Source organism: Flavobacterium franklandianum, assembly GCF_007097365.1.
Classification (GTDB): Bacteria; Bacteroidota; Bacteroidia; order Flavobacteriales; family Flavobacteriaceae; genus Flavobacterium; species Flavobacterium franklandianum.
Window position 1 is genome coordinate 483681 of record NZ_VJZR01000001.1, and the last position, 18199, is coordinate 501879.

17 protein-coding genes are annotated in these 18199 nt (G+C 32.7%); 9 read left to right on the top strand and 8 right to left on the bottom strand.

Annotated elements, in window-relative coordinates:
* The first annotated feature begins 43 nt into the window (after nt 1–43).
* The 4 genes from pnuC (at nt 44) to FNW17_RS02225 (ending at nt 5613) form a co-directional block, all read left to right on the top strand.
* On the top strand, nt 44–679 hold the full coding sequence (pnuC, locus tag FNW17_RS02210) for a nicotinamide riboside transporter PnuC (RefSeq protein WP_143390831.1): 636 nt from the start codon (nt 44–46) through the stop codon (nt 677–679).
* A complete protein-coding gene (locus FNW17_RS02215; RefSeq protein ID WP_143390832.1) occupies nt 628–2745 on the top strand; it encodes a DUF4301 family protein in 2118 nt (705 codons plus the stop codon). Before pnuC ends, FNW17_RS02215 begins: the two co-directional genes overlap by 52 nt.
* Before the next feature lie 5 nt (nt 2746–2750).
* Complete coding sequence (gene arfB / locus FNW17_RS02220) at nt 2751–3152, top strand: alternative ribosome rescue aminoacyl-tRNA hydrolase ArfB (protein WP_143390833.1); 402 nt, start codon at nt 2751–2753, stop codon at nt 3150–3152.
* 280 nt (nt 3153–3432) lie between these two features.
* Nucleotides 3433–5613 (top strand): TonB-dependent receptor, encoded by a 2181-nt coding sequence (locus FNW17_RS02225; protein ID WP_144070768.1) that lies wholly within the window; start codon nt 3433–3435, stop codon nt 5611–5613.
* Between the two features lie 55 nt (nt 5614–5668).
* On the opposite strand, the gene FNW17_RS02230 is transcribed toward FNW17_RS02225, so the two are convergent.
* Nucleotides 5669–6088, bottom strand: coding sequence for a Rieske (2Fe-2S) protein (locus tag FNW17_RS02230; protein ID WP_143390835.1), 420 nt, complete (start codon nt 6086–6088; stop codon nt 5669–5671).
* 163 nt (nt 6089–6251) lie between these two features.
* Between FNW17_RS02230 and greA the strand changes: the two genes are divergently transcribed.
* A complete protein-coding gene (gene greA / locus FNW17_RS02235; protein WP_143390836.1) occupies nt 6252–6728 on the top strand; it encodes a transcription elongation factor GreA in 477 nt (158 codons plus the stop codon).
* Nucleotides 6729–6798: 70 nt separating this feature from the next.
* Nucleotides 6799–7188 carry an HIT family protein gene (locus FNW17_RS02240; protein WP_143390837.1) on the top strand — a complete coding sequence of 130 codons (390 nt, stop codon included), beginning with the start codon at nt 6799–6801 and terminating at the stop codon, nt 7186–7188.
* A 176-nt stretch (nt 7189–7364) separates the two neighbouring features.
* Here the strand turns inward: FNW17_RS02240 and FNW17_RS02245 are convergent, their stop codons facing one another.
* On the bottom strand, nt 7365–8519 hold the full coding sequence (locus FNW17_RS02245) for a sensor histidine kinase (RefSeq protein ID WP_143390838.1): 1155 nt from the start codon (nt 8517–8519) through the stop codon (nt 7365–7367).
* A gap of 229 nt (nt 8520–8748) precedes the next feature.
* Here FNW17_RS02245 and FNW17_RS02250 point away from each other — a divergent pair, with 229 nt between their 5' ends.
* The gene (locus FNW17_RS02250) at nt 8749–9126 is read left to right on the top strand and encodes a DUF3127 domain-containing protein (RefSeq protein ID WP_143390839.1); all 378 of its coding nucleotides are present in this window, start codon (nt 8749–8751) and stop codon (nt 9124–9126) included.
* Between the two features lie 57 nt (nt 9127–9183).
* Here FNW17_RS02250 and FNW17_RS02255 read toward each other — a convergent pair whose 3' ends face one another.
* The gene (locus FNW17_RS02255) at nt 9184–9921 is read right to left on the bottom strand and encodes a phosphatase PAP2 family protein (protein ID WP_143390840.1); all 738 of its coding nucleotides are present in this window, start codon (nt 9919–9921) and stop codon (nt 9184–9186) included.
* 88 nt (nt 9922–10009) lie between these two features.
* On the opposite strand from FNW17_RS02255, the gene aat reads away from it, so the two are divergent.
* A complete protein-coding gene (aat, locus tag FNW17_RS02260) occupies nt 10010–10648 on the top strand; it encodes a leucyl/phenylalanyl-tRNA--protein transferase (protein ID WP_144070769.1) in 639 nt (212 codons plus the stop codon).
* Nucleotides 10649–10747: 99 nt separating this feature from the next.
* A complete protein-coding gene (locus tag FNW17_RS02265) occupies nt 10748–11536 on the top strand; it encodes an MOSC domain-containing protein (protein WP_144070770.1) in 789 nt (262 codons plus the stop codon).
* Nucleotides 11537–11565: 29 nt separating this feature from the next.
* On the opposite strand, the gene FNW17_RS02270 is transcribed toward FNW17_RS02265, so the two are convergent.
* The 5 genes from FNW17_RS02270 to FNW17_RS02290 all read right to left on the bottom strand — a co-directional run bounded on the left by FNW17_RS02270 (nt 11566) and on the right by FNW17_RS02290 (nt 18187).
* The gene (locus FNW17_RS02270) at nt 11566–12147 is read right to left on the bottom strand and encodes a DNA-3-methyladenine glycosylase I (RefSeq protein ID WP_143390843.1); all 582 of its coding nucleotides are present in this window, start codon (nt 12145–12147) and stop codon (nt 11566–11568) included.
* 104 nt (nt 12148–12251) lie between these two features.
* Nucleotides 12252–14108: a trehalase family glycosidase gene (locus FNW17_RS02275; RefSeq protein WP_143390844.1), complete on the bottom strand. Its 1857-nt coding sequence runs from the start codon at nt 14106–14108 to the stop codon at nt 12252–12254.
* Nucleotides 14098–15318 carry an MFS transporter gene (locus tag FNW17_RS02280; RefSeq protein ID WP_143390845.1) on the bottom strand — a complete coding sequence of 407 codons (1221 nt, stop codon included), beginning with the start codon at nt 15316–15318 and terminating at the stop codon, nt 14098–14100. The genes FNW17_RS02275 and FNW17_RS02280 overlap by 11 nt, the downstream gene beginning before the upstream one ends.
* A gap of 199 nt (nt 15319–15517) precedes the next feature.
* A complete protein-coding gene (locus FNW17_RS02285) occupies nt 15518–17251 on the bottom strand; it encodes an alpha-amylase family protein (protein WP_144070771.1) in 1734 nt (577 codons plus the stop codon).
* A gap of 6 nt (nt 17252–17257) precedes the next feature.
* On the bottom strand, nt 17258–18187 hold the full coding sequence (locus FNW17_RS02290; protein ID WP_394344359.1) for a carbohydrate kinase family protein: 930 nt from the start codon (nt 18185–18187) through the stop codon (nt 17258–17260).
* Between the last annotated feature and the right edge of the window lie 12 nt (nt 18188–18199).

An 18199-nucleotide genomic window follows, 5' to 3' on the forward strand; every position in this document is an offset into this window, starting at 1 on the left:
GATTAGTTGCATATCATCGAATCTACCAAAAATCAAATATCAAATGTTTGAATACTTATTCTCCCAATATAGAAACTATCCCAAAATAGATATTATTTTAGAAATTATTGGGGCAATCTTTGGTTTATGGAGTGTTTGGTTAGCCAAAAAAGATAATATTTTAGTGTTTCCTACAGGATTAGTGAGCACATTTATATATGCCTATTTGCTTTGGCAATGGGAGTTACTTGGAGATTCAATGATAAATGTATATTATTTTGTGATGAGTATTTATGGTTGGTATCATTGGACTCGCAAAAAAGGAAATCAGGATGAGTTTCCAATTGCTGTAATGAATAATAAAGAAAAAAGAATTGCTTTTGTTCTTTTTACAGGAACTATTATTTTTGTCATAATAGTTTATTTTTATTTTAATAAATTTACAAATTGGTATTCCTATGTTGATACCTTTTTGACTGGATTATTTTTTGTGGGAATGTGGTTGATGGCGAAGCGAAAAATCGAAAATTGGATTTTTTGGATAATTGGTGATGTAATTTCCATTCCTTTGTATTTCGCAAAAGGGTTTACTTTTACTAGTTTACAGTTTTTAATTTTCACAATTGTTGCTATATACGGTTATTTAGAATGGAAAAAAATCTTAAACAACTCCACTATACAGGAGGCTCAGAAATTTTAAAAATTGCACTTTTTGGTTCAGAATCTACTGGCAAAACAACATTAGGAAAACAACTTGCAGACCATTTCAAAACGGCTTGGGTTCCCGAATTTGCACCAGATTATCTTCAAAAAAAATGGAATAATACAGCGCAAATTTGTGATGTAAACGATATGTTGCCTATTGCTTATGGTCAAATGCAATTAGAAAACGATAATCTATCAATCGCTAATAAATTTCTTTTTTGTGATACGAATTTGATGGTGACCAAAGTTTTTTCGGAAGTATATTACAATTATTGTGACCCATCATTAGAAAAATCAGCAAAAAAACACGAATACGATTTGTTTTTTCTCACTGAGATTGATGTTCCTTGTGAAAAAGTTGATTTACGAGACAAACCCGAAGTAAGAAAAACTGTTTTTGAGGCTTTCAAGCAAACTTTAATTGATAATAATAAGCCATTCGTTATGCTTTCTGGAGGTGAAGAGGTGTGTTTGAAAACAGCAATAGCAATCCTAGAAGATTTAGAAAAAGCCAAAAAAATGGGTTTTTCTTCGAGAGATTTTCTTCAAATTAGAGAGTGTGGAATTCAATTAAAAAAAATAAAGCAACAAATTAAATTTTATAATACAGGTATTGTTAAAAGTGTTTTGGTCGAGCCAGCTGAGGTTTCCAATGGAATTGTAAAATTTGCAGAAAATGAGATTCAGCAAAAAGCAAATTTTTTTGATGACAATAAGTCAAATTTAAAATTAATAAAATTTGTGCCAGCTTCTGGAGCGGCAAGCAGAATGTTTCAGTTTTTGAATGAGTTTTTAAATGATTTCGATATTGAAAATGAAAGCATAAATGCCTACATCAATAGAAAAAAAGATATCGAATTGTCTATTTTTATTGTGGGCTTAGAAAAATTTCCTTTTTTTGTTGCGGTTCATAATAAGTTAAAAGAAATATACCCTAATTTCGACAATTTAGAAAGTGATTATAAAAATTTCTATTTTATTAAAACATTGCTTTCATCCGAGTATTTTAATTATTCGAACAAACCTAAGGCTATTCTTCCTTTTCATCGATACAAAACATATAATACAACCCCAATAGAGGAACATTTGTACGAATGTGCTAAGTATGCGAGTTCGAACGGGAATTCTCATTTGCATTTTACAATATCTGAAACCCATCAAGTAGCTTTTGAAAAGGTAATTGAGGATATAAAAACAAAAGTTGAGGAAGAAACTCAAACCAAAATTGACATACATTTTTCTTATCAAAACAAGGAAACAGATATTCTTGCTGTTGACAATGCAAACAATCCATTTAGAGTAAAAAATGGCAAACTCTTATTTAGACCCGGAGGTCACGGTGCTTTGATAGAAAACTTAAATAAGCTCGATGGCGATGTGATTTTTGTAAAAAATATTGATAATGTAATTCAAAACCACAAAGAAATCAATGTTTTGTACAAGAAAGCACTAGCGGGATTTATGGTAGAATTACAAAATCAGATTTTTAACTATTTGAAATCTATTGAAGATGGTAAGGATATAAATGTCAAAGAAATTATAGATTTTGTCAAATATAAATTGAATATAAAGGTCTCTAAAGATGTTTTAAAATATACTTTAGAAAACCAAATAGCCTACTTTAAAAAAATTCTAGATAGACCCATTCGTGTTTGTGGAATGGTGAAAAACGAAGGAGATACTGGCGGAGGACCATTCAAGGTTCGAGATTCAAAAGGAGCTGTTTCCTTGCAAATTGTAGAAACTTCACAAATAGATTTGACCAATCCAGAACAAGCAAAAATTTTTTCACGTTCCACACATTTTAATCCTGTAGATTTAGTTTGTGGAATACAAAATTATAAAGGAAATAAATTTTATTTACCTGATTTTGTCGATAATAATAGTGGCTTTATTGTGCAGAAAAATAAAGATGGGGAACAATTAAAAAGTTATGAATTACCTGGTTTATGGAATGGAGCGATGGCAAAATGGATAACTATTTTTGTTGAAGTACCATTGATAACCTTTAATCCGGTGAAAACCGTAAATGATTTGTTGAAACCTCCACACCAACCTTAAAAATTTTGGAATCAGAAAAAATCACATCCGAATTACAATTCAAAGCCGTTCGCAGTAGCGGTGCTGGCGGCCAAAACGTGAATAAAGTTTCCTCGAAGGTAGTTTTGTATTTCGATTTGAAAAACTCTCAAGCCATATCAGATGAAGAAAAACTCTTGCTGGAAAATAAATTGGCTAACAGATTAACATCAGAAAAAATTCTAATTTTGAATTGTGACGAAGATAGAAGCCAACTCAAAAACAAGGCAATTGTAATCAAGCGATTTTTGGATATAATCACTGCTGGGCTTGTTGTTCCAAAAATTAGGAAAGCTACAAATGTTTCCAAGTCGGTTATTAGAAAACGAATCAAGGACAAAAAAAACTTATCCGAAATAAAAAAATCTCGCAGAAAACCAGACTTTTAGAATTAAGATAAAAAGTATGTAAGTATCAAGACTAAAAATTAATTCCTAAAAATCTTGATACTTAATACTTTTGTCTCAATACTTTTCTATCTTTGCAGCCGTCTCAAAGGGGTGCTCTAAATAACGAGCTGAGATTATACCCAACGAACCTGAACAGGTAATGCTGTTAAGGGAAATAGATTTCAAGATGAAGTGCACGTCATTCTAAAAAATCTGATCAAATCATTTTTTAATTTAACAAAAGAATAATTCCCCCTTTTATTCGTAAAACTATTTACGGATGAACCATTTATTTTATTTAAAAAGTACGAAGTATAAAGTACAAAACACAAAGACGAAAACCACTAATTCATTACAAATTCGTCTATTATCTATTCTCTTTTTTCTATTCTCTATTCTCTCTTTCTCACAAGAAAAAATCAAAGACACAACAAAAGTCAACCAACTTGATGAAGTCTTGGTGTCGGCAGTTCGGGTGACTACAAAAACGCCCGTTTCTTTCAGTAATCTAGACAAAAAAGAACTCAATTTTCGAAATTTAGGACAAGATATTCCAGTTTTGATGAATTATTTGCCCTCAGTTGTCACTACGTCCGATGCTGGAAACGGAGTGGGTTACACCGGAATCCGAGTTCGTGGTAGCGATGCCACTCGTGTAAATGTGACTATCAACGGAATTCCATATAACGATTCAGAAAGTCACGGAACCTATTGGGTCAATATGCCCGATTTTGCTTCTTCATTAGAAAGTATCCAATTGCAACGCGGTGTGGGAACTTCTACCAATGGCGCTGGTGCTTTTGGCGCGAGTTTGAATATGCTGACTGACACTTATTCTAAAAAAGGAACAGGTGAAATTTCTAGCTCTTTTGGCAGTTTCAATACCAAAAAAAACACTGTAAAATTCAGTTCGGGTTTGATGAATGACCATTTTGAAATTGCAGGACGTTTGTCAACTTTAAAATCGGATGGATATATCGACAGAGCAAGTTCTGATTTGAAATCCTATTTTTTACAAGGTACTTATATTGGTAAAACTACTTTAATCAAAGCATTAGCTTTTGGTGGGAAAGAAAAAACATATCAGTCTTGGAATGGTATTGATGCTATAAGTATGGCTGATAACAGAACTTTCAACTCGGCAGGAATGTATACAGACGAATTTGGAAAACCTCGTTACTATGATAATGAAACTGATAATTACCAGCAAGATCATTTTCAATTGCATTGGAACGAAAAAATCTCAAGCTACTGGAGTACCAACTTGGCTATCCACTATACCAAAGGAAAAGGATATTATGAAAATTATAAAGAGGAAGCAAAATTATCAAGTTATGGTTTAACACCTATTATAATTGGAACTACAACCATTAACAGAACCGATTTAGTTCGTCAAAAATGGTTAGATAATGATTTCTACGGAACAACCTTTTCTGCAATTTACAATAAAGAAAACCTAAATCTGATTTTTGGTGGTGGATGGAATAAATACGAAGGAGACCATTATGGGAAAGTAATTTGGGCAAGATATGCTTCAAAAGGTGAATTGGGAGACCATTACTACGATGATTCTGCTGTAAAAACGGATGGTAATATTTTTGCGAAAGCCAATTATCAAATAAGTGAAAAAATCAGTTTGTTTGGCGATTTGCAACTTCGAAATGTACATTACAAAGCTGATAGTTGGGAAACAGGAGTAGTCAATGACAACTTCAATTTCTTCAATCCAAAGGCGGGTTTGAATTATGATATTGATGCAAAAAATAAATTGTATTTTTCGTATGCCAAAGCAAATCGTGAACCCAACCGTACCGATTATGAAAATGGAAATCCAAAATCTGAAAAGTTAAACGACTTTGAATTAGGCTGGAGATTTGATGGTGATAAAGTAAAAATCAATTCGAATATTTATTATATGGTCTACAAAGACCAGTTGATTTTGACTGGAAAACTAGATGATGTAGGAAGTCCTATTCGATCCAACAGCGATAAAAGTTATCGTTTAGGTTTAGAAGTTGATGCCACGATTGTAATCTCAGAAAAGTTTATTATTAGACCTAATTTTACCTTGAGTGACAACAAAAATGTAGATTTAAACATAGGTTACGGTGACGTCACTACAGATATTGCATATTCGCCATCAATTATTGCAGGAAACATTTTCATCTATAAACCAATTGAAGGTTTGTATGTTTCTTTGCTACAAAAATTTGTTGGAGAACAATTTATGAACAACGTCGATTCAATAGAAGCAAGATTAGAAAGTTATTTTGTTAATGATTTGAATGTTTCTTACGAAATAAAACCAAAATCAGTGTTTAAATCAATAACTATAACTGGTTTGGTGAACAATGTTTTCGACAAGAAATACGTGTCTAATGGTTATATGTGGGATATTTACCCTTATTATTATCCCCAGGCAGGAATCAATTTCTTGGCAGGATTGACCTTGAAGTTTTAGATTATTTATTAGTTCTATTTTATAGAATCCTGACGGTTTAACTGTCAGGATTTTTTTAATTATAAACTCTCAACAAATTCCCATTCACTTCAACTCGGTATTGTTTTAGCGAATATAGTTTCCCTTTAGATTGCCCCGTAAATAAACTATATTCCGCATTATCACAAGCACAAAGTACCATAATACCTCCTTTTATTGTCATTGTAGAACAAGAACTCAAAGCCTGATTAGGACAAGCAGCGTCAAAAGCATTATAACCACTTCCTGAATTGAAAACAATTATTCCCCGAGCGCCTTGATTGGGAATATAAACTGCATTGCTTACAAATTTAAGATCTGAATATTGCGGCAAGCTCATATTTATAGCAACATTAACAGCGTAATTGGGTAAATACGGGTTGTTATTATTGGTAGAATTAGTACTACATCCAAACAGTATAGAAAAAGCAATCAATAGAATGAAATATTTTTTCATTAGGAAATAAATTATAAGAATTAGGCAGACAAAATTAATTTATTTAACATTGAAATAGATATGTTTAACGTATATTTATAGATTAAATAAAAATAATACTATCTTTGTGAAAAGAAATCCCGTCCTGATGGGATTTTTTCTATTTTATATAAACGATGAAATTATGACTAAAGTATCTTATTACACCGCCGAAGGATTAAAAAAATTAAGAGACGAATTAGATTATTTAAAAAGTGTAATGCGTCCAAAAGCATCACAAGATATAGGAGAAGCAAGAGATAAAGGCGATTTGTCCGAAAATGCCGAATACGATGCTGCCAAAGAAGCACAAGGAATGTTGGAAATGAGAATTGCTAAGCTTGAAGAAGTACATTCTAACGCTAGATTAATTGACGAAACACAATTAGATGTTTCCAAAGTTTTGGTATTATCGAATGTAAAAATTAAGAATCAAGCCAATGGAATGGAAATGAAATACACGCTTGTTGCCGAAAGTGAAGCCGATTTGAAAACCGGCAAAATATCCGTAACTTCCCCTATCGGTAGAGGATTGCTAGGAAAAAAAGTAGGTGAATTAGCCGAAATTACAGTGCCAAATGGCGTTCTGAAATTTGAAATCCTCGAAATTTCTAGAGACTAGCCTCAGGTTGCAAATTTTAGTTAGCAGTTAGCAGGTTCAAACCTTAAACTCTTAAACCTTTAAATTTCCTATGAGTTCCATTTTTACCAAAATCATCAACGGAGAAATTCCTTGCTACAAAATAGCCGAGGATGATAATTTTTTTGCTTTCTTGGACATTAATCCAAATGCAAAAGGACATACTTTATGCGTTCCAAAAAAGGAAATCGACAAACTTTTTGATCTCGACGATTCAGCTTATATTGGGTTAATGCAGTTTGCCAAAAAAATTGCCATTGCACTTGAAAAAACGGTTCCTTGCCAAAGAATTGGGATGGCTGTCATAGGTCTTGAAGTACCGCACGCTCACGTTCATTTGATTCCATTGAACGAAATGCGAGAAATGACATTCAAACACAAAGTAAGTTTGACTCCTGAAGAATTTGAAACTTTGTCCAAAGAGATACGGGCTAATTTGTAAAAAATTATTCATATTCATTCAAAATATTAAAAAGGGGATTTCAAACGTATTGAAATCCCTTTTTTATAAACAGGAAGATTTTATTATTTAAAAAATAGGTACACAAAACAATAACAGTCAGTTATTCATCTGTTTTTTATTTTAATGATTAGAAAAAATAAAAGTTTGGAATTCCTTTAAATTAATTCAGTTACTTTAAAACTGACTTGCATCGTGGTTCCTTTTCCAATTTCGGAATGCAACACTTTTATAGTTCCTTTGTGGTATTCCTCGACAATCCTTTTTGTTAAAGACAAACCCAATCCCCAACCCCGTTTTTTGGTGGTGAATCCAGGTTCAAAAACACTTTTGAATTGGTTTTTTGGAATTCCATTTCCTGTATCTGAAATATTGATTCTGACAAAACCACCTTCGTGCAAGACTTCTAAGGCAAGTTTTCCTCTGCCTTTCATAGCGTCAATCGAATTTTTTACTAAATTTTCAATCGTCCAACTGTGCAAAGTAGGATTGAACAATACAATAACGGGAGCTTCTGGACCTGTAAATGTAAACTCAATTTGTTTCGAAAATCGGGATTGCAAATAGTCATATGATTTTTGGGTTTCCTCAATAATATCTCTGTTTTCTAATTTGGGTTCCGACCCGATATTCGAAAATCGTTCTGTAATAGTTAGCAAGCGCTCAATATCTTTCTCGATCTCTTGAGTAGTCGTTTCATCAACATTTTCAGATTTCAGAATTTCGACCCAACCCACCAAGGACGTAAGTGGCGTGCCGATTTGGTGTGCCGTTTCCTTTGCCATTCCAGCCCAGAGTTTGTTTTGGGTCGCCATTTTGGTACTCTTATAAAAATTATACACCAATGCGGCAAACAAGACAATAATAAGCAATAAAGCAATGGGATAATATTTAAGTTTATTCAATAACTCGGAATCTCCATAATATAAATATTGAAATTTACCTGGCACATATTCAATTTCAATAGGTTCATTTTCGTTTTTTAGACCAGCCAAAAAGCGAATTGACTTTTGTTTGTCTTTAACAATAGTCTCATCAATATTAATCGAATTGATTATGCTATCATTTTCCGTAAGCATTATCGGAATGGAAGTGTTGTTGCTGAAAATTTGAAGCGGAAGTTCTAAGTCCGTGTTTTCGCCAGCATTGATAAGCGTTTTTTGTGCATTGGCCCAAAGACTCATTTTTAATCGTTCTTCGTGTTTGAAAATTTGGAAAAATGTATAGGTATTCCAAAGTATTAATGAAATAATTAAAAAGGAAGCAAAAATAATGATCCAACGACTCGTGTTTCTACTTTTGGAAAACTGCATAAATTGATTTTTGTGGCATAAATATAACGAAATAATCTGATTCTTATTTTTCCGGTTTTGATTGTTTTAAAATTATCTTTTTGTAGATATTATTTGTTTGACTTCTAATGAAGAAATTGATATATTTGTAAAACAGATTTTTCGACAATCAGCGCTTTAAATTGCAAAAAAAACATTCATAGTCAGCAAAATAGAAATAGAATAACAACAATAAAATAAATATATCAAGATGGAAGTTACAGGAAAAATTAAAATGATTGATCAAACCAAAGAGGTTGGATCTGCAGGTTTCAAAAAAAGAGATGTTGTTGTTACAACAGACGAACAATATCCACAACATATTTTGGTTCAGTTTGTTCAAGACAAATGTGATTTATTGAATACGTATCAAGTGGGTGAAGCTGTAAAAATCGACATTAATTTAAGAGGTCGTGAATGGACTAATCCACAAGGAGAAACAGTATATTTCAATACAATCCAAGGTTGGAGAATTGGGAAAGCACAAGCTGAAACGGCTTCACATGAAGCGCCACCAATGCCTGCTGCTGCAGCATTTCCACCAGCAACAAGCTTAAACGAAGAAGAACCAGACGATTTGCCGTTCTAAATAAAAATTAAAAATCCTTGAAATTTTTCAAGGATTTTTTTTTGGACTTTAGTGAAATTAATTCAGTTGAATTAGCGCTCCCATCCCAATTTGACTTCCAATTTGTGGATAAATAAAAGCTGTAGTTTTATTCTTTTTACCAAAAGTAACCGACTTAAAAGGATTCCAATACGAAACTATCAATCCCGATGCCAACCCAATTCCAGCGCCAGCAAGAACATCGGAAGTGTAATGCCTGTTGTTGGCAATTCGTAAAACTCCAGTTGCTGTTGCAAACAAAAATCCACTGCTTGCATACCATACATTCGAATCCTTGTACTCATAATACAATAATGCCGCATTTGTAAAAGCAATTGAAGTGTGACCCGAAGGAAAAGTCAAATTGTCCGATTGATCGGGTCTTTCTTCTTTGACTATATTTTTTGTAGCAAAAACAACTGTTCCCATAATCGCATTGGCAACAATAATATTTATCGTTTGTTGTTTAAAATTATTCTTTGCTTTAAACCCCAAAGTTTTGCCTAAATAGATTTGGGCAACAGGAACAAATTGCAGGTAATCATCGGCGCGGGTATTAAAATTTTCACCAAAAAACTGGTTAGCATTTGATTGCAAATCGTCATTAAAAATCGTGTTTGCCAGCAATGATCCTGAGGTTATTAGAGCTATTGGAGCTATAAATTGTTTGTAAGAGATTTTATCTTTGGACTTTGGAATCGAAATAGAATCTTGAGTTTGAGCATTTCCTATAAAAACCATTATTAAAAATAAAATAGAAGTGAGTTTGGATTTCATAGTTTTTTGGTGTTTATATGAAAAATTTTAAGATTGAATTTTTAAACGTAAATTCGCTCTGCCAAATTTATACTTTTGTTCCAAAACTATGTATTTTTTATCCAAAGAATTATTTTTCCCTCCCGTTTCCGAAGCCTATCCTGATGGAGTTCTTGCTATTGGTGGAGATTTGTCAACTGAAAGATTAGTATTGGCCTACAAAAGTGGTATATTTCCTTGGTTTGAAGAAGACGAACCCATATATTGGTGGTCACCCAACCCCAGAATGGTTTTGTTTTTGGACGAATTGGTGGTTTCAAAAAGCATGAGAAACATCTTGAATCGGAATATTTTCAAGATTACTTTCAACCAAAATTTTAGAGAAGTGATTTCGAATTGTCAAAAAATAAAACGCCAAGGGCAAAACGGAACTTGGATTACCAATGATATGATTGAAGCTTATTGTAAATTGAATGAAATGGGAATTGCAAAATCAGTCGAAGTTTGGCAAAATGACGAATTGGTTGGCGGTTTATACGGCATCGATTTAGGAAATATTTTTTGTGGAGAAAGTATGTTTTCTAAAGTTTCGAATGCTTCAAAAGTGGCGTTTATAACTTTGGCAAATCAATTAAAAAAGGACAATTACAACCTTTTGGATTGTCAAGTGTATAACGAACATCTCGAAAGTTTGGGTTGCCGTGAAATTTCTCGGGAAGATTTTATGGAACTTCTAATAAGCAAATGATTATGAAATCGCCACTAACAATAAGTTTGTTGCAAACAAACACCGATAAGTAAAAAGACGATACCATATATGACCACTAACAAATCAAAATTCACATATATGAATTATATTGTAAAAGAACTATACATTTATCCAATAAAAAGTTTGGCTGGAATTCGTGTTGAAAGTGCCAAAGCCGAAGAAATGGGTTTTGAAAACGATAGACGTTGGATGCTAATTGACGACCAAAATCAATTTATTACCCAACGAAAACATCCCAATTTGAGTCAATTTTATCCTAAAATTAAAGAGGACAAAATTATTATTTTACATCAGGATACAACTCATAAATTTTCAATAAATGAAACTATAGATGAACCTCTATTTTCAAAAGTTTGGGATGACCAAACCAAGGTTTTTGAAGTGAATAAAGCGACTTCAAAATGGTTTAGTGATGTACTTGGTTTTGAATGTAAACTTGTAAAAATCGCAAACAATGGCGACCGAAAACACAGCAGCACAAAATTGAATACAACTCTAAATGTAAGCCTTGCCGATGGTTATCCGTATTTGTTAATAGGCTCCGAAAGTTTGAATTTTTTAAATGAAAAACTGGAAGAGAAAATTACAATTTCAAGATTTAGACCCAATATTGTTATCCTCAGTTTGGTTCCTCACGAAGAAGATTTCTTTGTTGATTTTCAAATTGGAACTGTGAAATTCAAGAATGCAAAACCTTGCGGCAGGTGCATAATGGTAAATAATGATCCGAAAAATGGCGTTGTAAAAAAAGAACCTTTGAATACTTTGAGTACCTATCGAAAAGTGGACAACTCCATTCTTTTTGGCACAAATGTTATGTGTTTGAATGAAGGAGAAATTAATGTTGGAGATACTTTGGTTTTTTAAAGAGATTTAATTTTTTCTCCAATCTGCTGTCATCTGTAATCTGTAACAAGCAAACTTTTCTTAAAACAATCTTCCACGTGATCGTTTACCATTCCTGTGGCTTGCATATGTGCATAAACAACGGTTGAACCCACGAATTTAAACCCACGTTTTTTCAAATCCTTGCTAATTTCATCCGAAAGGGGAGTGGTTGCAGGAACTTCTTTTAATGATTTTCTATTATTGTTGATTGGTTTTCCAGCTGTAAAGCCCCAAATGTATTTGCTAAAACTGCCAAATTCTTCCTGCACTTTCATAAAAGCACCTGCATTCGAAACGGCAGCACGAATCTTCAATTGATTGCGAATAATTCCAGCATCTAGCAATAATTCCTGAATTTTTTCTTCTTGATATTGAGCCACTTTGTTATAGTCGAAATGGTCAAAAACCGTTCTGAAATTTTCTCTCTTTTTTAGAATGGTTATCCAACTTAATCCTGCCTGAAAAGTTTCGAGAATTAGAAATTCGAATAATTTCTGGTCATCATAAATGGGAACGCCCCATTCTTCGTCGTGGTATTCTTTGTATAAATCGCTAGATAAACACCAGCTGCATCTTTTAGGTTCTTCCATTTTCGTTGGATTTGAGTTTCAAATGTAGGCAAAAATTCCATTTCAAATTGCTTCGAAATGGAATTTATAATTTGAATTAAACTGTAAATAGCATTACAAATTAATTAATTAAACAACTCAATTGGATTAATTAATTGATTTAATTTAGTTTTTAAATCTTCATTTAAAAGTGATAATCCTAATTGAAAAGAGGCATTCATCCAGCCAAAACCTTCTCGGCTGATATATTCAAAATCAGTTCCTTGGTTTCCATATTCAGCAAAAACCTTGTGTGAAGCACTTACTACATCGAATTTTTCGGGAACAGTTCCGTTGTAATCGCTAGCGTTTTTTGTAATCGTCCAAAGCCATCTATATATCAATTCTTGAGCTTTTCCTTCATATCCATAATTGATTAAGCCTCGCCAAATAACCATTTGATGTGGTGGCCAACCATTAGGAAAATCCCATTGACGCTGCATTTGGCCTTTTGAAATAGTTGAAAGCGCCTCTTCGGAACAACCTGCTATTCCTCCTAAAAACACCAATTTAGGCAAACATTTTTCAATCATTTTATCGGCTTGTTCTTGGGTTGCTATTTTTGCCCAAAGTGGAAAAAAGCTGGTTGCCGATAGAAAAATATTTTGTTTTTGGGTTTTAAAATTATAGTCAAAAAAGCAACTTTCTTGTTCATTCCAAAGTAACCGATTCATTATTTTTTTTCTACTCTCCGCTTTTTTTGCCCAATACTTTTTATTGTAAATTTTGGAATTGTATTCAAAATAATTATCAAAATATAGGGCGATTAATTCGGCAAAATCGGTTTCATATTTATACAACATTGCGTTGAGTTCGACTACATTCAAATGCGCACAATTTCCTTCTATTCGATAACTTGTGTCGTGACCACTTTCGCGAACACTTCGGTCGTGCACAAAATAAGCATCGAGTGTTTTGTTTTCGATTTTTCGATGGTAATAAAGATTTTCATACTCAGAAATCGACAAATTTTCTGCTTCGGCGAATGGCTTTAGAATAGCATCATAATGTCCTGGTTCGGTTTCTGGAGGCAAACCAATTCCTTGTGCAAAATAGCGATTCAGTCCATTTTCGGCAAGCCTTTTTCCGTTTTCCATCCAAACGGTTTCGTATTCTTTGATGCAAATTTCGAGCTTTTTGCGTAACCATTCTTGGTCTTTAACAGTCATTGCTTCATATACTTCCCGAATCATACTGGAATAAAAAGGAGGTTGCGTTCTCGTAAGATAATAGGATCTATTTGCATTGAGAATTTTGCCGTAATGGGTAATTTGATATTCAAAATTTTCGACCATACTTTGAGCTAAATCTAATTTCTGGTCGATTAGCAAACCTATGTTTTCAAAATAACTGTCCCAACCATACATTTCGTTAAATCGTGCTCCAGGAACTACAAAAGGAAATCCTTCGATATTTTGATCTTCCTTTTTTAAAGCTAAAGCTAAAATCCCTCCTTCGTTGTTGATGCTGCTTACATATTCTGATGAAATGATTTTTGGCAATTGAACTACTTTCAAGTTGAATATTGGTGCTAATTTTCGAAAATATTGCCATCCAAAATTGTCTGTAAAAGGGATGTAAATTATAGGTTTGTCGGTTTTTGATTTCGAATCAAGCAATAATTTTTCTAACCCTTTTTCGTCTAATGTTCTTGTTAACCCATCCCAAAAATATTTTCGAATCATTTTTGAAATCCGATCGGCAGGAAGTTGAAAAAGAGATTCGGTTTCAATGAAATCTTGATTATTTTCTTTGGCTAAAACTAATTCTTGTAATAAATTAGAAAGATAATAAGTGCCTTCAATAACAATTTCTTCGGAAGGAGATTTTAGAATAAATCGTTTTGGACCTTTGTCATCAACGGTTATTCTTTTGTCTTTATCCGTATCTTCTTGTTTTAATAATTGTTGAAGAGTTTGGTTTATGTTGAGTTTAAACTTCATTTTTCGATGTTAATTTTTTTAATATAAAGAATGAAATTAATAATAATGTCATTGGAATTAAAGTAAAATAAAAAGCGTTTTCAGGACCTTGATTCATGAAAAGCCAACCTATTATTCTGGAGCCAATGGTTCCGCCAAGTGCCGAAAAAACCACTATTAATCCAGTCATTGAACTATGTAAATTTTTAGGTAATGCACTTAAAATAACCGAATTTAACAACGGATAAATGGGTGCGATAAACAATCCCACAAGTGGAAATGCAAAGCCTATCAATGGAATATCGCTTAGCGAATTGATATTTACAACTTGTAATCCTACCGTTTTTGGCAACACAAATATCACAATTAGCATTGCACTAATAATGCAAAAAACCAACACCCAAATCCAGTCGACTTTCTTTGTGATTTGTCCTGCTATAAGCCTTCCAACTGCTAAAGAAACTGCCAATATACTCGCCATCATAATACTGATATTTTCTGGAAGATGAAGTACTTTGTCATTGAATGTGGGCAGCCAAGTCATAATTCCTTGCTCAATCATCACAAACAAGAAAGCGCTAATTACAAAAACTATAGTTAAAAGTTTTGCAAATAATTTGAACATTTGTCTAAAATCATCTGTTAAATTAACACCCGGAATTTGAGTTTGATTTTCGAATTTTGTAAAAAATAAAAATCCGAATGATAACAAAGAAATAAATGCTAAGAACAAATATACATTTAGCCAAGCGTCAGGATTAGTCTCAGAATTAAAGGCTGGAAATAGGAAATAGGCCAAGGCAATCCCAATCATAAATACACCTTCGATATTGCTCATCAAGCTATTATGCTCTTTTTGATTTTCTGTGATTGTTCCTATTAGAGAATATACGGATACTTTTATTAATGCAAAAGATATACCAACGGTGGCAAAAAGTAATTTAGCAGTGTCAAATGAATTTCCAAAATACATGCTTATGCAAGCAAAAGTCACTAATCCTAATCCAATTAGCATAGCTTTTTTATAACCAATTCTGGGCAGAAAGGATGCGATTAAAAAAGAGACAATTGCGATAGGTAAATCTTTAAATGCTTCTAATATACTAGCTTGAATTTCATTGACTCCATAATTTTTTTGTGATTTTAGGATTACAATTCCAACACTGTTTAGCAAAATTGCGAAAACAAAATAGTTGAGATACATTGCTATTTTAATGGTTTTTTTTTTCATTTATTTCTTTTTCTAGTTTATAATATTCTTGAATGGTAATCATTTCATTAAATAGGAACTTTATCCTGTTTTTGGACAAGGTATCTAAATTTTTGACCCAGTTTTTCAACTTGATTGTAGGTAATTTAACAAAAAAATAAAATAGGTTTCATAATAGTAAGAATGCCTATTTTTTAAAAACTAAGTTATAGTATTAACATTAATAGCTATAAATCGTTGTTATTCCATTCTCAATATTTTCAATTGTAAAATTAAAGGTATCAAGATCTGCTTTTAAGTTCATAACAGATTTATTGTTTATCCATTTGATGTCAATTTTATCATCAAGAACATCGTTTATTTCTACTTGACCCAAAAACGCATTTGAAGTATTTCTTAGATGAATGATTTCGAGTTGTTTTTTTACAGTCTCTGTTTTCAAACCTTGAGCTACATCTAGCATAGACAATGTGGTACGATTTATTTCTTTATGACCTGCGCTGCCACCGTTATCTGCAGCTTGATAATTATTTTTTCCAGCAAATATATCTAAATACCAAACTTGTGGAATCCCAGGCATAAACATTTGTATGGCTCTAGCTAAAAGCATTTTTTGTTCATCTTCACCCAATGCACTAAAAAATGTAGCGTTAATTTGATAATACGAAATTTTATTCCCTGATGGGTCATAAAGATTTTTCACACGACCGCCACGTTCCATAATTGTGGTCATGATTTTTTCAATCTCGGCATCTTCCAACAATCCTTTGTTATAAGAGCCATTTACCTCTTTTCCTTTCAAATCTAAGACGGGTATTCCATCATGGCAACCCAGCATGTTTACTGTTTTATAACCTTTAGCAATAATTTCATTTGCCCAACTTAGTAAGGCTTTGCTGGATTTGCTCTCAATAGTGTGAATGGTCAATCCGGGCAAGAAAAAGTCATAAATATAATAGCCCTTGTTTGCTACTTCATCATGCAAATGAAGTCCGTATTCTGCATGTATTTCTGGCAAAATCATCAAATTATTTTTTTGAGCTATTTGCTTAATTCTCTCCAAATACTCCCAAGTTCCAGGTTTATTAAAGAAGTTGGACTCATCGACTTGTTTATGTAAATAAGCAAAAGCATCTAACCGAAGTATATTACAGCCATAACTACTTAATTTTTTTAGTGTTTCTTCGTAAAAGTCCCACACTAAGGGAGAGTTGGCATTTACATCCATTTGTCCAAGATAGGTACGTTTTTGCTCTACAATTTGTACGATTTCTGCTTTTAAATTGGTAGAATCTTCAAAATCAATTGTGTTCAAATCAATAGATTGTTCGATAGTATCATTGATCTTTTTTACAATTTGCGTTTTCAATGAATCTGTTAAGCCTTCAATACTTTTTAAATCAGCTAGAGCAATTGGATTGTATGATATTTGTTGGTAAAATGTATTCCAATAAGGCTGTTCTGTTCCGTCCGGAAATCGTACTTTTAATATGGGTAATCCCGATTTTCTCATGAATAATTTATTGAGAAACTGTGATTCTGGAATCACGATGTCATCTTCATTTTTCAGTCCGTTTCCTTCCCAGAATTCATTCCAATTGATAAAAAAATCTTTAAAAGTAGATTTATCCCCTTTTTGCAACAAATCTTTAAATTGAGGTGATCCGACTGATAAATGGTTTAATACAATGTCAAATTTTAACTTGATATCAAGTGCATTTAAATCATTCAGATCATTTGTGTCAACCAAATCTTTATTAATATTATAGTCAATAATAGAAAAACCCCTGTCTAAATCGCTATTAAAAAAAGTAGGCAATACATACAATAAAGAAAAAGCATTTTTAAATTCAGCCATTTTAAGCATTGCTACCGTATCGCTAAGTTTGGCACCAATGCTATCTGGGTACACATTAAGCATAACACCATTACTGATTTTATTATTTTCTTGCATATTTTTTTATAAAAGTTGAGATAGAATATTGATGTTGTCCGGTAATCTACCTACGTTTTGCAGTTTTAAAGCTGCTAATTTCAAGGCAATATCCAAACATTCATGCATTGGTTTTTCTTTGATGTAAGCAAATAAAAATCCAGACCAGAAGGCGTCACCCGCACCAGTAGAATCGATAACCTTATCAATTTTAATCGCTGGCATTTGTATGATTCCCTTTCCTTTTTGGGATAATTTAACACCTTTGCTGCCTAAAGTTAGGCATACTATATCTACACCTTCATTATGGAAAAAATCAAAAATAGCTGAATGTGGTAGTTCTTTTTCAAAAAGGCGCAGCATGTCGTCTTCACTAATTTTAATCAAAGGATTAAAACTGCAATAAGTTTTAATTACCTGAAAGGCTTCTTCTTGACTATTCCAAAGTTTTTTGGCATAATTAATATCTATACTTAATTGACATCCTAAGTTATAGGCTTCTTGCGCTTTTTTTAGAATTGTTTTTTGGGCAGGGTTTTTACTTAATGCAAAGCAAGTAGTATGGTATATTTTAGTATTTGATAAAATTTGTTCAGAAATTTGTTCTTCATATATGCAGCAATCTGCTTCACGATAGGGTATGAAATCTGGTGTACCATCAGATCTTGATACGAATATAACGCTTGTTGATTTATCTTCTAGGACATTAACATGATTTGTATTTACCCCAACACTTGACAATCTATCCAAGATATAACTGCCAAAACCATCATTGCCTACAGTAGCAACCAATGTAGTATTCAAACCTAATCGCGTAGAATTCATGGCGACATTAGTAGGAGAACCTCCTAAATATCTGTGGTAATCTCTAGTTTCGTTGATAAGAACACTTTCTTGGTGCCCAATAAAATCTACTAATACTTCTCCAACGCAAAGGATATCTATAGTATCCATCATATTATTTATTGA

Bases quoted from the DNA above. Each gene is read 5' to 3' on its own strand.
- FNW17_RS02285 (WP_144070771.1), bottom strand. From the start codon at position 17,251: ATGCAAGAAAATAATAAAATCAGTAATGGTGTTATGCTTAATGTGTAC.
- FNW17_RS02280 (WP_143390845.1), bottom strand. From the start codon at position 15,318: ATGAAAAAAAAAACCATTAAAATAGCAATGTATCTCAACTATTTTGTT.
- pnuC (WP_143390831.1), top strand. From the start codon at position 44: ATGTTTGAATACTTATTCTCCCAATATAGAAACTATCCCAAAATAGAT.
- FNW17_RS02215 (WP_143390832.1), top strand. From the start codon at position 628: ATGGAAAAAAATCTTAAACAACTCCACTATACAGGAGGCTCAGAAATT.
- FNW17_RS02250 (WP_143390839.1), top strand. From the start codon at position 8,749: ATGGAAGTTACAGGAAAAATTAAAATGATTGATCAAACCAAAGAGGTT.
- aat (WP_144070769.1), top strand. From the start codon at position 10,010: ATGTATTTTTTATCCAAAGAATTATTTTTCCCTCCCGTTTCCGAAGCC.
- greA (WP_143390836.1), top strand. From the start codon at position 6,252: ATGACTAAAGTATCTTATTACACCGCCGAAGGATTAAAAAAATTAAGA.
- FNW17_RS02290 (WP_394344359.1), bottom strand. From the start codon at position 18,187: ATGATGGATACTATAGATATCCTTTGCGTTGGAGAAGTATTAGTAGAT.
- FNW17_RS02225 (WP_144070768.1), top strand. From the start codon at position 3,433: ATGAACCATTTATTTTATTTAAAAAGTACGAAGTATAAAGTACAAAAC.
- FNW17_RS02245 (WP_143390838.1), bottom strand. From the start codon at position 8,519: ATGCAGTTTTCCAAAAGTAGAAACACGAGTCGTTGGATCATTATTTTT.
- FNW17_RS02255 (WP_143390840.1), bottom strand. From the start codon at position 9,921: ATGAAATCCAAACTCACTTCTATTTTATTTTTAATAATGGTTTTTATA.
- FNW17_RS02230 (WP_143390835.1), bottom strand. From the start codon at position 6,088: ATGAAAAAATATTTCATTCTATTGATTGCTTTTTCTATACTGTTTGGA.
- FNW17_RS02240 (WP_143390837.1), top strand. From the start codon at position 6,799: ATGAGTTCCATTTTTACCAAAATCATCAACGGAGAAATTCCTTGCTAC.
- FNW17_RS02270 (WP_143390843.1), bottom strand. From the start codon at position 12,147: ATGGAAGAACCTAAAAGATGCAGCTGGTGTTTATCTAGCGATTTATAC.
- FNW17_RS02265 (WP_144070770.1), top strand. From the start codon at position 10,748: ATGAATTATATTGTAAAAGAACTATACATTTATCCAATAAAAAGTTTG.
- FNW17_RS02275 (WP_143390844.1), bottom strand. From the start codon at position 14,108: ATGAAGTTTAAACTCAACATAAACCAAACTCTTCAACAATTATTAAAA.